The 14857-nt window shown below is 44.1% G+C and carries 11 protein-coding genes; 4 read left to right on the top strand and 7 right to left on the bottom strand.

Annotated features, from left to right (window positions below; all coding sequences use genetic code 11):
• The 3 genes from WN50_RS22135 to WN50_RS22125 form a co-directional block, all read right to left on the bottom strand.
• Positions 1-1147 (bottom strand): RNA-guided endonuclease InsQ/TnpB family protein (locus WN50_RS22135; protein ID WP_049558990.1); only part of this gene is annotated, 1147 nt, incomplete at its 3' end.
• Between the two features lie 416 nt (positions 1148-1563).
• Complete coding sequence (locus tag WN50_RS22130) at positions 1564-2127, bottom strand: FKBP-type peptidyl-prolyl cis-trans isomerase (RefSeq protein WP_046281206.1); 564 nt, start codon at positions 2125-2127, stop codon at positions 1564-1566.
• Positions 2128-2541: 414 nt separating this feature from the next.
• Positions 2542-2868: a phasin family protein gene (locus WN50_RS22125; protein ID WP_046281058.1), complete on the bottom strand. Its 327-nt coding sequence runs from the start codon at positions 2866-2868 to the stop codon at positions 2542-2544.
• A gap of 121 nt (positions 2869-2989) precedes the next feature.
• Here WN50_RS22125 and WN50_RS22120 point away from each other — a divergent pair, with 121 nt between their 5' ends.
• On the top strand, positions 2990-3349 hold the full coding sequence (locus WN50_RS22120; protein ID WP_046281059.1) for a zinc ribbon domain-containing protein: 360 nt from the start codon (positions 2990-2992) through the stop codon (positions 3347-3349).
• A gap of 141 nt (positions 3350-3490) precedes the next feature.
• Here WN50_RS22120 and rppB read toward each other — a convergent pair whose 3' ends face one another.
• Positions 3491-4882: a two-component system sensor histidine kinase RppB gene (rppB, locus tag WN50_RS22115; RefSeq protein WP_046281060.1), complete on the bottom strand. Its 1392-nt coding sequence runs from the start codon at positions 4880-4882 to the stop codon at positions 3491-3493.
• An 81-nt stretch (positions 4883-4963) separates the two neighbouring features.
• Complete coding sequence (gene rppA / locus WN50_RS22110; RefSeq protein WP_046281061.1) at positions 4964-5665, bottom strand: two-component system response regulator RppA; 702 nt, start codon at positions 5663-5665, stop codon at positions 4964-4966.
• Between the two features lie 125 nt (positions 5666-5790).
• On the opposite strand from rppA, the gene WN50_RS22105 reads away from it, so the two are divergent.
• Together WN50_RS22105 and WN50_RS22100 are read left to right on the top strand one after the other, a co-directional pair.
• Complete coding sequence (locus WN50_RS22105; protein WP_046281062.1) at positions 5791-6462, top strand: permuted SH3 domain-containing protein; 672 nt, start codon at positions 5791-5793, stop codon at positions 6460-6462.
• Between the two features lie 262 nt (positions 6463-6724).
• A complete protein-coding gene (locus WN50_RS22100) occupies positions 6725-9889 on the top strand; it encodes an efflux RND transporter permease subunit (protein ID WP_049560782.1) in 3165 nt (1054 codons plus the stop codon).
• 261 nt (positions 9890-10150) lie between these two features.
• Here WN50_RS22100 and WN50_RS22095 read toward each other — a convergent pair whose 3' ends face one another.
• A complete protein-coding gene (locus WN50_RS22095; protein ID WP_046280469.1) occupies positions 10151-12358 on the bottom strand; it encodes an ATP-binding protein in 2208 nt (735 codons plus the stop codon).
• Positions 12359-12526: 168 nt separating this feature from the next.
• A complete protein-coding gene (purD, locus tag WN50_RS22090) occupies positions 12527-13798 on the bottom strand; it encodes a phosphoribosylamine--glycine ligase (protein ID WP_046280470.1) in 1272 nt (423 codons plus the stop codon).
• Positions 13799-14254: 456 nt separating this feature from the next.
• Between purD and WN50_RS22085 the strand changes: the two genes are divergently transcribed.
• The coding region (locus WN50_RS22085; RefSeq protein WP_049560779.1) for an RNA-guided endonuclease InsQ/TnpB family protein at positions 14255-14857 on the top strand (603 nt) is incomplete at its 3' end.

Below are 14857 nucleotides of genomic sequence, written 5' to 3'. Positions count from 1 at the left end.
GCCCTAGCGCATATTCAATACCACGATTTCTGATCACCTGTGCGGCAGCCACATCCCTATTGGTTTTATATCCACATTCAGGACAATTATGTTCTCTTTCGGAGAGTAACTTTTTGCCCGTGTGGAACCCGCAGTTAGGACAGATTTGAGAAGTATAATTCTTGTCCACCTTGGCGACAAAAACATCCCGCTTCCATGCCACCCAATTAAGGATGGTGACAAACTGTCCAAAACTAGCATCTAAGGTATGTTTGCCCAACATTCCTTTTGCCCAAGTGATGAAGTTTATGTCTTCAATGAAGATGGCTTCGGCTTGGTCGCAAAGATGGTGAGCCAATTGAAAATGCCAGTCTTTTCTAGTATCAGAAATGCGTTGGTGTAACCTAGCAATCCGTTGGTTGAGCTTGTGACGATTGTTAGACCCTTTTTGCTTGTTCCTTAATCTACGTTGTAGCAATTTCAGCTCACGGTGTAGTTGGTTCAAGAATCGAGGTCTTGCAACAAGCTCCCCATCGGAGGTTGCTAAAAATTTATCTAACCCCAAGTCAATGCCCAAGGGATGCCCGTGGAATGGAACATCAGGGACACTGACATCCAATTGTAGAGAAAGCATCACGAAGTAACCTGATGCCCGTCGCACAATCCTCGCCTGTTTAACCTCGAAACCTTCGGGAATATCCCTGGACTTTCTAAATTTAATCCACCCCAATTGAGGGAGTTTGATCTGATTGCCCTGAACACAATCCTTGAGCATTTGAGGGTAAACAAAAGAGCGCAGTCGATATTTATTCTTGAAGCGAGGAAACCCTTTCTTCTTTGACTGCATATCGACAAAAGCCCTGTCCAACGACCTCAACACTTGCTGTAGCACTTGGGCGTTAACGCAGGACAACCTTTCATCCTTTTTCTTGGCTTCTGTCAAAGCTTTCGCTTGACTGTGATAACCAGGATAAGGGGTATCTGCCGGAATAATGTATTCCTTTTCCAGTGAGCAAGAGTTGACTGGGGATTTGCGAGAATTAATCCAGTCCTTTCTTTCCCTTAAAGCAAAATTCCAGACCGAACGACAAACATTCAAAGTATTTTCGATTACCTCGATTTGGCGTTGATCCGGAATCAGCTTAAATTCGTAAGTTAAGGACAGCATTGCTTTTCTTGGCGAAACCCATCTCAATATTAGCCTGTTCTACACAAGTATGCCAAGCCATGTAGGATTCGCTTCGCTCAGTTTTCTTTGTTGGTCAAAATTCATCTCGCCGTTAAGCCGAAGGCTCTAACGGGAGTCCTCTTTTGACATTTAAGATAGGCATAGGCTTATGGCGCAGGAAGCCTGCTTCGCTGACAACTGCCTCTGCCAAACTTAGTAAACCTTCTCTTTCATTGTAAAAACACCCGCGAACCACTACAGGTTAAATTGCAGCCAATCAGCTCAATATCAGGGATTAAGGTGTTAAAATACGACCTTTTAATATGCAGCAGATGGGGAGATGGGGGAGACCGTGAACAAGTTATCTATCATCTCCCTCACCCCCTATCTGCTAATTCCTAGAAGCAGAAAAGCGATTATTTAATATCCAACAATTCCACATCAAAAATCAAGGTAGCATCCGGAGGAATCACACCACCCGCGCCGCGTGAACCATAACCCAAATCAGAGGGAATGATCAGTTTACGTTGTCCACCTACGTTCATCGAACCGACGCCTTCATCCCAACCTTTGATGACTTGACCGACACCAATTTTAAACGAAAACGGCTGACCGCGATCGCGGGAACTGTCAAACTTTGTGCCATCTTCTAAAGTTCCAGTGTAATGAACTACAACTGTTTGACCCTTTTGAGGAGATGCACCGTCTCCCACCTTCAAGTCTTCGTACTGCAAACCGGAGTCAGTTGTCACCATATTTTTTTCGCTATCCATATTTTGAGCTAGAATCACATTGGCTGTAGAAGCAATGCTTTGGGTTAACAGAGGGTTACTGGACGTTGTAACCTTCTGAGTCGAAGTCTGTTGAGTCGTGGGGATATTTGATGCAGTTGCTTCTTTTCCTGTCGTCGTAATTTGAGCAACAAGCAAAGTTAAAGCACAAACAACAGCAATACCCAGGCTAATTAGTATTTCTCTCACGAGAAACCTCCGGGAGTTTGGAAGCCCCGTGTCTAAAGACCGGGGAGGAAAAACGACACGAGCGGTTAAAACCGCCTGTATAAAAAATTAATGGGGGTATGGTTGCCCCCAACACCCATTTCTGGGGTAATGTTTGCCTCGCCAATGTTATCGGTCGGTACTTTCCACAACACACTGTCTTACCCCTCGTAGGACTGTTTAATGCTGTGGTTCATGAGCCGGCGACTGGCAAGCATCTCAGGGTAGGAACGTTAACTCTCACCGATAACGTAGTCCTCAAGGGACTTAGGCTGGTCAGCTACCTAAAAAGAGAAGCATGATGCCCCGTGTCTTTAGAGCGGGGTGCTGACGGTTAACTCTCCTCAGTCTGCGTTAGATACAAACCCAGACTTTTACTTTACAGCTTGAGGGTACCTAACGCCAAAGACGATTTTCCAAATCCCGAATTTGACGTTCTAAACGATCTAGTCGTCCCCTTAACTCATCAAGTTCAGACTGACGGGGAACCCCAACATCTTGCATCACGTTCCGCATTTGTCGCTGAAGCAGTTCCTCAAAGTTTCCTTGTTCGAGTTTGAGTCGCTGCATCATGTCATCCATAAAGATTTTAGCTTGGTCAGAGTTGAGAGTACCATCTTTGACCCATTGATCGGTGACTTCCTGTAATTTTTCCGCAACCAGGGAGGTTGTCCCAATTCCCAGCATTAGCAGTTGTTTCAGTAAGTTGTTGTTATTGTCCATCGTTTTGATTGGTGTTTGGCTAAAATGGTGAATTAGACGCCAAATTTAATTGGTCCTGGCTTACATTTTATTGTGCGATCTTTCGCCTTGATATTCTCCAACACATCATCTAAAATTTACAATGCCAGAATGTCCTCGTTGTCATCAACCCGTTGATTCTCAGGCGATCGCTTGTCCCCATTGCAAATTTCAGCTTAAGGCGTTTGGTCATCCGGGTATCCCCCTGCATCGAGCTACAGAAGATACTTACCTGTGTAGCAGTTGTCTTTACCATGAAGATGATACCTGCAATTTTCCTCAACGTCCCTATGCCAAGGAATGCACGCTGTATCATGATCGTTCTCAACCGATTGTACCGCCCTCGCCTGTTAAATCTTCTCCTCAAGGTTTGGAAGCGATCAAATATTGGGTGAAAAATCATGGAATTTGGTTTGTGGTGTTGGGGTTGTTACTTGTGAGTTTGCTGTTGTCTATTTTTTAAACAGACAATCAAACCGTCGGAGTGGGTTCTGTCAGAATTTTTGCTATTGACAAACAATTTACTCCTTTCCTTTTAAAACTCAAATTAATTTTGTGAATTGTTTAATACTCTTGTTAGGAAGCTGACAATAAAAGAGTCAATTCAATTTTGTTTTCTCTCTCTATAAAATGCTTGAAAAGAAGGAACAGCTAACTGTAATGTAAAAACACTCCCCTTGCCCAGTAGACTTTCAACGCTTAACTGACCCTTGTGAACTTGGGTAATTGCTTGTGCAATGGCTAATCCTAATCCGGTTCCGCCCGTTTGACGCGAACGATCGCTATTAACCCGATAAAAGCGTTCAAAAATCCGAGATTGTTCAGCAGGTGGAATTCCAATTCCTGTATCTTTTACGGTGACAATTGCTGTGGAATCACACTGTTTTAAATCAATACTGACGCATCCTCCTGATGGTGTATAGTTAATCGCATTCGCAATCAAGTTAGAGACTAATCGATAAAGTTGTTGTTCGTTTCCGAGAACATAAATTAGATGCTCAGGAACAGTGCTATAAAGTTCAATATTTGAGGCAACAGCCAATTCTAAAAACTCCTCGGATAAATCACTAATTAGGTCATTGAGACAACAAACTTGAAACGGTTTTGAAGATGTATTTTGTTCGAGAGTGCTAAGTAATAATAGATCGGAAATTAAGTGGCTCAAACGTCGTCCTTGCCGTTCAATTGTATCTAACATCATATTAATATTTTGCAGATCAGAAGGGGGAACTCGTAAGAGGGCTTCTACTGTTGCTAAGAGACTCGCAAGAGGCGATCGCAATTCATGGGCTGCATTAGCAGTAAATTGTTGCTGCTGTTGATAAGACTGATAAATCGGTTGCATGGCTAACCCTGAAAGCCACCAGCTAGAAGCCGCAACCCAGCCTAAAGCCATCGGAAACCCAATCAACAAAATCCATTGAATTCGTCTTGTTTCAGCGTCAAAAGAGGCTAAAGTGCGCCCAATTTGTAGATAACCCCAGGAAGTATTATTCTGCTCTGAAACATGAGCATCAGCACTGTGTAGAATCGTGGTAAATTGACGATAACCTGTGCCATCGACAGCATTAATCGTTTGCCAAGAACTAGGATTTAAAGTGTTAGAAAGTTCAGACGGTTGATTGGGTGAAAAGGCTAGGAGTTTTCCTCGATAATCAAACAATCGTATATAATAGGTATTGCGATCGCTAATGCCGATTGTATGTCGCTCAATTAGAGTCGGGCTGACGTTACAAAGTTGCCCAGCTAGACATAATTCTGGAAAAATTTGCTGCAAAATAACGACCGGATCTCCAGAAGCAGGTAACATGGGTTCTAAACTATCATGGAGCGTTCCGGCAATTGACTCGATTTCCCGTTCCAAAGCATCCCAGTTAGACTGAATGAGCGCTCGATACATTCCTAACCCAAATAGGCTCAAAATCACTCCCATCACAACTGCGTACCAAAGTGCTAATCGAGTCCGACTACGGCGAAAGAGTTTGTGAGTATTCATAATAGGCAAGAGGCAAAAGGCAAGAGGCAAAAGGCAAAAGGCAAAAGCATAAAGTCCTGTACCTCAGCAGTATGATAAGTGCTATAATTCGATCAATGATGTATTAAATCGATAGCCTTGACCGGGAATCGTTTCGATGGGACAATCACAGCCATAGTTAGCGAATTTACGTCTCAATAATCGCATTTGTGCGGCTACAACATTGCTCACGGGTTCTTCATTGAGATCCCAAAGTTGATAGCGAATTTTACTCCCTGAGATAATCCGATCGCGGTTTTGCATTAAATAAGCCATAATTTGAAATTCCTTAACCGTTAAAGGAATTGTTTGATAGGGTTCTTCTAACCCAATACACAGTGAATTATTGGCATAATCTAGAGTGAATCTCCCAATGGTGAGGGAAGGAGATTGAATTTGAGGCGATCGCCTCTGAAGCGCCCGCAACCGCGCTAACAATTCTTCCATCACAAACGGTTTAACCAGGTAATCATCTGCGCCCGCATCTAGCCCCCTCACCCGATTTTCCGATTGTCCCAAAGCAGTTAGCATCAGCACAGGTAAGGGATTTTGATGCACTCTCAAACGTTGACACAACTCCAACCCAGACAAGCCAGGAAGCAGCCAGTCAAAGATCGCTACTGTATAGTCTGTCCACTGACTTTCCAGATAGTTCCAGGCTTGAGTACCATCAGTAACCCAATCGACGATATATTTTTCACTCACTAAGACTTGTTTAATGGCTAATCCCAAATCGGTTTCATCTTCAACTAACAGAATTCGCATTGTTCCAAAAAAACAATCACGAATTTGATTTTATCGAACTCGCTGGGATTTCACCTGAATTTCATCTGCTCTTTGGCACACTATGGATAATTTTGGTTAAATCTGCATTTTTGTGAGGAGATAGTATGAAGCCCTTTTCAATGATTAGTTCTATTTTGGTTGTGAGTTTAGCGATCGCTACACCTAACCTTGTGTTTGCTCATGTGGGACATGGCGATGAATTTCAAGCCGAAGGCGGGATAGAACGAGTTCAGGTTAATCCCGAAACCGATTCAATGTTAGGGATTGTTGTCACCCCCATCGAACAAGCTACAGCAGATGGAAACGGGGTGATGGTTCCGACAACTGCATTAGTTGATTCCGATGGTAAACAGCTTGTGTTTGTGCAGTATGAAAATTTCTATGAACCTGTTCCGGTTACGACTGGTGCAACCCAAGGTGAACTGATTGAAGTGACTCAAGGATTGTCTGTTGGGGAAAATTTAGTCACTCAGGGTAGCTTATCCCTCTACGCCGAATCCCGCAAAACCCAAACCGTCGATGTAGCCGCTAGTCCAGCCCCAACATCTTCTCCCCAAACCGATATTACTCATGCTCAAGCCGATGCTCAAGGAATCCCTCATAGCCACGATACTACGGGAAATCTGGTTCAGTCGGATGCGATCGCTCAACAAACGGGTGAAACAACTCAAGAATCTGGCGGGTTCCCAATGGGAATTTTAGCAGCCCTGGCTGGGGGAGTAGCGCTATTAGTTGGGGGATTTGTTGTTATGGGCAACCGCAAGAACAAAGTTTAACCGTTTTTGTAGGGGCGGGTTGGGACTTAAGTTATCGATTTTCACAGATAACCTCTGTAAACCCGCTTTTTCAAAGTTTTTGTAGGGGCGGGTTGGGACTTAAATTATCGATTCCCACAGATAACCTCTGTAAACCCGCCCCCCTCCCACCAGTAACCTCCGGGGCGGGTTTATATCAATTGTTTCTGGGAAAACAGAGATTTTTGCACCAAGCCGCCCCTAGCTGTTTGCCTAGTCCGTTGAATTTTCTCCAACGATTTCAATGCTAAACTCAATCCTGAATCAAACGCTCAAAAATTCAATTGCCCAACGCTGGCTAATCGTTGTCTGTGCAATTTTAGTAACGCTATGGGGGGTTTTTAGCGTTACCCAAATGCCCCTAGATGTATTTCCCGAATTTGCGCCGCCCCAAGTTGATATTCACACTGAAGCACCTGGACTCGCTCCCGAGGAAGTCGAAACCCAAATTACCGTACCCATTGAAAGTGCGGTGAACGGCTTGCCGGGAGTAACGACGGTGCGATCGTCTTCTAAGGTGGGCCTGTCAATGGTGCAGGTTGTCTTTGACCAAGAGGCTGATATCTACAAAGCACGGCAGGCTGTTACAGAACGCCTCCAACAAGTCACCAGCCAGCTACCAGAGGGCGCACATTCCCCGGAAATTTCGCCTTTGGTATCCCCACTCGGTACGATTTTACAGTATGCTTTCACGGTCAATGAACAGGGGCAAACTTCCCTGATGGATCTGCGTCGCTTGGTGGAAGTGACCCTCAGCAATCAAATTGTTTCTGTGCCGGGAGTCTCTCAAGTGACGATTTATGGCGGCGATGAACGTCAAGAACAGGTGTTGGTTGATCCAGAGAAATTGCGATCGCTTGAGGTTTCCCTAACTGATGTTACCAATGCCGCCAGAGGCGCAAATTCTAACGCTCCGGGCGGTTTTCTGATTGGTGGCGGCCAAGAACTGTTAGTGCGCGGTATTGGGCAGGTGAACTCGATAGAAGACTTGCAGCAGTCAGTGGTGAAGGTAGAAAACGGCATCCCCATTTTGCTGGAAGATGTGGCGGAAGTTCAAACGGGTGCAGCCCTGAAGCGGGGCGATGCCAGCTTTAATGGACAGCCTGCGGTTGTCTTGATGATTAACAAACAACCCGATGTGGATACGCCCACTGTGACTAAAGCCGTAGAAGCGGTGATGGCATCGTTGCAGCCAACTTTTCCAACTGATGTGCAGATCGTTCGCACTTTTCGCCAGTCTAATTTTATTGATTCTGCCATTGGCAATGTTAGCGGTTCTCTGATTCAAGGCATCATTATCGTTTCGGTGATTATGTTGCTATTTTTGATGAATTGGCGGACTGCCGTTATTACTCTGAGCGCCATTCCCCTTTCTTTATTGATTGGGTTAATGTTTATGAAAGCCTTGGGCTTGGGCATTAATACGATGACTTTGGGCGGTTTAGTGGTTGCCATTGGGTCAGTCGTGGATGATGCGATCGTAGACATGGAAAATTGTTATCGCGGACTGAGAACTAATCAAGCTCAGGGCAATCCTAAACATCCTTTTCAAGTGGTTTATGATACCTCTGTAGAAGTGCGTTTGGCGGTGATTTTTTCGACGGTAATTATTGTGGTTGTTTTCGCCCCGATTTTTAGTTTAACGGGTGTGGAAGGACGGATTTTTGCGCCGATGGGGTTGGCTTATTTGCTGTCGATCTGCGCGTCTACTTTGGTGGCGATGACGCTTTCCCCTGCGCTTTGTGCGATTTTATTAGCAAACCAAACTTTACCGCAAGAAGGTACGTTTATTTCCCGTTGGGCGGAACGGTTGTATCGTCCTTTGTTGAATCTGTCGTTGCGATCGCCTCAAATTATTTTAGCAATGGCGTTGGCCGCGTTGGTTGCAACTTGTGCAATTGTGCCTTCCCTCGGACGGGTATTTTTGCCGGAGTTTCAAGAGAAATCTTTGGTTAATTCAATGGTATTGTATCCGGGAGTGTCCCTAGATATGACGAACCGGGCGGGGATAACGTTATCGAATTTACTCAAAGATAATCCTCTCTATGAATGGGTGCAAGTGCGGGCGGGGCGAACTCCTGGCGATGCGGATGGGGCGGGAGTGAATATGGCTCATGTTGATGTCGAACTGAGCGATATTGCGCTCAAAAATCGCGAAGAAAGCGTTAAGGAACTGCGGGAAACGTTTTTAAAATTACCGGGAGTTGCTCCGAATATTGGCGGGTTTATTTCTCACCGCATGGATGAGGTTTTATCGGGGGTGAGAAGTGCGATCGCTGTGAAAATTTTTGGCCCAGATTTAGCGGAACTGCGTACAATTGGCGAACAGGTTCGAGATGTCATCAAACCAATTTCTGGGGTTGTAGATTTGCAACTTGAACCGCAATTCCCCATCCGCCAGGTGCAAATTAAATACAATCGCCGAGCCGCAGCAATTTATGGGTTGAGTATGGAACAATTATCAGAGATAGTAGAAACGGCTCTGAATGGTCGGGTGGTTTCGCAAGTTCCAGAAAACCAGCAACTGATCGATATTTCTGTTTCGTTAACAGAAAATGCTCGTAATAGTTTAGATGCTATTCGTGCTATTCCTATTTCTACTCCCACTGGAGAAATCATTCCACTGAGTACCGTTGCCGAGGTTGAATATGGCATGGGAGCAAATGTTGTAAATCGCGAGGATGTTTCCCGGTTGATTGTTGTTTCTGCTAATGTTGCTGAACGGGATTTGGGGAGTGTTGTTGGTGATATTCAAGCTCAAATTCGACAAAAAATAAAACTGCCTAATAGTTATTTTATTCTGTATGGCGGACAGTTTGAATCGGAACAACGGGCAACTAATAATTTACTGGTGTATAGCATTTTGGCTGCGATTATCATTGGGATTTTGATGATCTTCTCGGTGAAATCTCTCCCGGCGACAATTGCCATTATGCTCAATTTACCGTTGGCGTTGGTTGGTGGTATTGTTTCGATAGCAGTGACGGGGGGTGTGATTTCGGTTGCTTCTCTGATCGGTTTTATTACTTTGTTTGGGGTGGCGGTTCGTAATGGTTTATTGTTGGTGGATAACTATAACAATAAATTCGCTCAGGGAATGTTTCTCAAAGATGTAATTGTCAAGGGTTCTTTGGAACGAGTGAATGCTATCTTAATGACTGCGTTGACTTCTGCTTTGGGAATGTTACCGTTGGCGATCGCAAGTGGCGCCGGAAATGAAATTTTGCAACCGTTGGCTATTGTGGTTTTGGGTGGTTTATTTACTTCTACAGCGTTGACTTTGTTGGTTATTCCTGCTCTTTATGCCAAGTTTGGTAAGTGGTTAATGCCTAAACAAAAAAACAATGCTGTTGAGACCAATTTTCCAGTTAATACTGTACAGCAATCATCGGTAGACTCACTGTTGTAGTGTATTTAATATCATGTCCGGTTGAACAGTTATAAATAAACGACAGAGGAGTCACCGAGTCAGGAGTCAGGAGGAAATCAAGAAGAAGAAAGAGGAGGAGGAGTCACCGAGTCACCGAGGAAATCAAGAAGAAGAAAGAGTCGGATTATGAGAAAGTTTTTTATCACTAATTATCCGGACATGATATAAAGACTGATAAAGGGCGCGATTCTGACAATTCTGTGAAGGTTTGCCCAAATGGGATGTGACTATTGATCTTTCTTAGTTGTTTGTTATCGGTAAAGACTCACCACCAGATGCAATCTCTTGAGTGTGAGAACGAAATCCTGAAATGTCCTGATAAACGGCTAAATCAAACCAAAATGTCGTTCCGATACCCAATTCACTAATTAAGTGAACTTGACTATGATGTTTCTCCATAATATTACGAACAATAGATAATCCCAGTCCGGTTCCTTCTAGGGTATGAACTCGATTTTCCACGCGATAAAACCGAGTAAATACAGCTTCTTGATCTTCCGGTGCAATTCCACTTCCGGTATCTGAAACTTCAATTCGCACATATTGAGCTTGGGGAGCAATTTCTAATCCCATTTGTTCATCAAACGGACGAGGGGGCGGGGGTGAAATAATCCATCCTCCTTTTTCGATTTCTTCGGCTTCTTTACTGTAAAATTTCGGTTCTTCATCTAAAAGATAGGCGCGAATAATTACTCGTCCTCCCGCTTCGGTAAACTTGAGAGAGTTACCAACTAAATTTGCAAAAACTTGTAGTAATAGATCATAATGACCGACAACAGAGGGTAAATCTGGTTCTACTTCCTGACTCAATTCGATTTCTTTGTCTCGGGCGTTGAGTTGATAGGTTCGTAGAGTTTGTTCAATAGGTTGAGCAATATCTATCGCTTCAAAATGATAAATTCGACAAGATTCTAAGCGAGATAAATCTAACACATCATTGACTAAACGAGTCAACCTATCTGTTTCGTGATTCGCCGTTTCTAAAAATTCTCGTCGTTCGGCTTCGGTTAAATCTTCGCCATAATCATGTAAGGTTTCAATAAACGATTTAATATTAAATAAAGGGGTTCTCAGTTCGTGAGAGACATTACTAATAAACTGACTTTTGGCTTCATTTAACTCTACTTCTCGGGTAATATCTTGAATCGTCATGGCAATTCCTTTGAGACTTTCCCGATATTTATCTTCTATTTTCAAGTGATCATCTTCTTCATAGAAAGTACATTCTGTTGATCGGGGATATTCGGGATCATGACAGGTTTTATTAACATGGTTAAAACAGCTTCCACAGAGGGGATCTAATCCGGGTGCTTTGTGCAGTAAAACCGTATTGAGAAGTATTCTGAGGGTGCGATTTGTGGGTTCGCTCAGAGAACAGCGAAATTCTCCCCCTTCTTGATTTCCGTCCGAAATTTTTTGTAACGGTTGGGAAATTTCTTGTAAAAGAGGTGAGGGTAAATGATGAATGACATTTTCACCAAGAACACTTTTTCCATCCCAATTAAATAAACGTTTAGCGGTCGGATTAACTAAAATAATGTTTAACTTAGCATCCAGTAAAATTGCCCCATCTGCTATGGTTAAAACAAGAGTTTCCAGTTTGGCTTTTTCAGCCATTAATTCTTCAATATTTTGAGCCTCATAGCTTTCGAGTCGTTCAGCCATTTTATTAAAGCTAATGATTAATTCCCCTAATTCTCCACCAAAGGGTAAATCGACTCGTTGCTGAAAATTCCCGGCGGTAATATTTTGAACCCCTCTCAACAGTTCTTTAATCGGTTGAGTAATGGTTAAGGCGTTAAAAACGGCTCCTAAAATCACCATCACCCAAATTGAGACAAATACTGCTAAGGTGACATCTCGCGTCAAATTAGAGGAGACAACCACCGTAGGATTAGGATTAATTCCAATGGCTAAAATTCCCCAATATTGTCCTTCGTGCATCAGGGGAACAAACACATCTGTCACCTGTCCGGCGGGGGTAATGTGTTGGCGTACCATCGGAATTGAAGTAAAATCTCCTCCTTTGACACTGGCAATGAAATTCTCCGGGAGTTGCATCCGCCGTCTGAGGGTGAGAGAATTTTGGACAGCCGAATCGGAAAAGGGTAAACCGAGAAAGATGTCTCCGTCGGGGTCAGCATACAACATATACCGGACGCTGGAGGTACTGGTATAAAATTGTCGAGAAAAACGGGCGACTTCCTCTCGTTGGTTGTCCGCAACTAAGGGGGCGACATTTGCGGCTAATAGCAAGCCTAAATCTCGACCGTAGCGGGTATCATTGAGACGCGCATCTTCTTGAATGGTATTAACCGCCCAGAAGGTTAAACCACTCATCAATAGCGAAACAACCAGCGTTGCTCCCGCCATTAAACGAGTCTGGAGGTTAAACTCCGACCACCAGTTTGCTATAATTTCGCCGATTTTTTTTATAATTGCCAGCATCTCCCGACGGTTTGAGATCTTAAGGTTTTGGAGTTGGGATAGATTAGTGAACGATAGGGTTAGTGTACCGAACTATTCACTATCATGCCCACTGCTGATCTTAAGTTAAGTTTTGTTAAACAGCCATAACCTTGATTTTAGAACTCCTGATGGATTGGCTATGATTTTCTAAAGTTTGGCAATGCGGAACCCAATATCCCGCCGATAATACATCTGGTTAAACTGAATACAGTCTACCGCTTTGTAGGTTTTGGCGATCGCTTGTTCAAAGGTAGAACCGACGGCCGTCACGCCCAAAACCCGCCCGCCATCGGTTAAAACCTGATCGCCTTGAAGTTTCGTTCCAGCATGAAACACCGTTGCTCCTGTGGCTTCGGCTTGTTCGAGTCCAGTCATCGGATAGCCTTTTTGATAGGAACCGGGATAGCCACCGGAAGCTAAAACCACACAGACTGCGACTCCTGGTTTCCAAGAAAGGGGAGGAAATTGGGCTAACCGTTGTTGACAGCAAGCGAGTAACAGTTCATCGAGAGGGGTTTCTAACAAGGCCAGAACCGCTTGCGTTTCCGGATCACCAAACCGACAGTTAAATTCTAATACTTTGGGTTCTCCCTCGGGGCTAATCATTAATCCGGCATAAATCACACCTCGATAGTCAATTCCCCAGGTTTGCAAGGTAGCGAGGGTGGGTTCGAGAACTTGGGTTTGAATACGTTCTGTTAAAGAATCTGTAATAATGGGTGTGGGAGCATAGGCACCCATCCCGCCTGTATTCGGCCCTGTATCGCCTTCTCCAATGGCTTTATGATCTTGGGCGGGAATTAACGGACGAATCGTTAAACCGTCTGTGAGGGCGAGAATAGAGACTTCTTGACCTGTTAAATATTCTTCGACCACCACCGTCAGGTTTTCGCTACCAAATTCTCCGGCAAAAATCGCATCAATGGCAGCATGAGCGATTTCAACGGTATTCGCAACTGTTACCCCTTTTCCGGCGGCTAAACCATCAGCTTTAATGACAATCGGGGCTGTTTTAACGTAGGCTTTGGCGGTGTCTGCGTCGGTAAAAACGGCGGTTTCGGCGGTGGGAATTTGGGCTTGCTGCATTAATTTTTTAGCCCAAGCTTTACTGGCTTCCAGTTGCGCCCCGGCTTGGTTAGGGCCGAATACGGGGATATTGTGGGCTTGTAAATGGTCTGTAATGCCTAAAGCAAGTGGCACTTCTGGGCCAACGACAACGAGGGAAACGTTGTATTCTTGAGCGATGCGGGTAATTCCTTCAAAGTCATCAACGGCGATCGGATAATTTTGACAGCCTTTGAGGGTCGCGGTTCCCCCATTTCCAGGGGTGCAGATCACCTGTAAAACATTTGGCGATCGCAGTAGAGTCCAGGCGAGGGCGTGTTCACGGCCTCCATTTCCAACAACTAAGACGTTCACGTGATTGTTGATCAACAGTTGAGCGATGGTCGTTTGATTATCTTATACGATACTGGCAAGTTGGGATGTGCGATCGCTCCTGCAACAGTTCGACAAGATTAATAAGGTCTTTCCATTGAGGGAGAATCCCGACCCTGTTCTCGACAGGAGAGGAAACGTTAGAATCAATGATGTGGACTGATTGATCTGTGCATCTTGAGCGTGTCTGTAGAGTCAAATCCGCGTCTACCTATCCATAAAACACTTTGGGGTTCATCATATTCTGGGAAATTTTAATTGATTTAGTGTTTCTATCGTAATGGAGCAATCTTGTCTGCGACCAGAATCAAAGATTTGGTTGTAGGTGAATTGCGACCAACAAAAAAGACTCGGTTTTGGGAAAGCCCGTCTCAAGTTTTCCTTTCCTAAAGTCTAACGGGTTAACATGGCGGGGTAGAACCATGTTACAATCCTAGTATGCTAACACTAACCTACGAATTTAAGCTAGTCCCTTCCCAAAAACAGATCGTCATCATTGAAGAAATGTTGGCGGTCTGTAGAAAGGTGTGGAATTATGCCTTAAGAGAGCGGAAAGACTGGATAAATAGTAGGAAGTGTGCAATTAATTCTTGTTCATTACAACAAGAATACATCATCTCAGCAGATACCCCTTACCCCAACTACAACGTACAAGCCGCGAATCTAACCAAGTCGAAGAAAACTAACCCAGAACTTAAGAAAGTAAATGCTCAAGTTTTACAGCAAGTCTTGAAGACTTTAGAGAGAGCATTGAACAACATAAAAGAAAAGGGTTATGGCTTTCCTCGTTTCAAGAACAAGTATCGGATGCGGTCGTTTGTCTTCCCCCAGTTTAAAAGTAATCCCATCTCAAACGATTGGATAAAACTTCCTCAGATTGGATTAGTTAAAATGAGATTATCTCGACCCATTCCCGAGGGATTTAAGCTGAAACAGGTGCGAGTTGTAAGACGGGCAAGTGGGTATTTTGCGGTGTTGTCATTGCAAAGTCCCGTTAACGTTCCAGATATTCCACCATCTGGGCATCCGTTAGGAATTGAT

This window comes from Limnoraphis robusta CS-951, assembly GCF_000972705.2.
The sequence above is the reverse complement of the archived record's forward strand: the minus strand, read 5'-3'. Positions and strand labels throughout refer to the sequence as shown.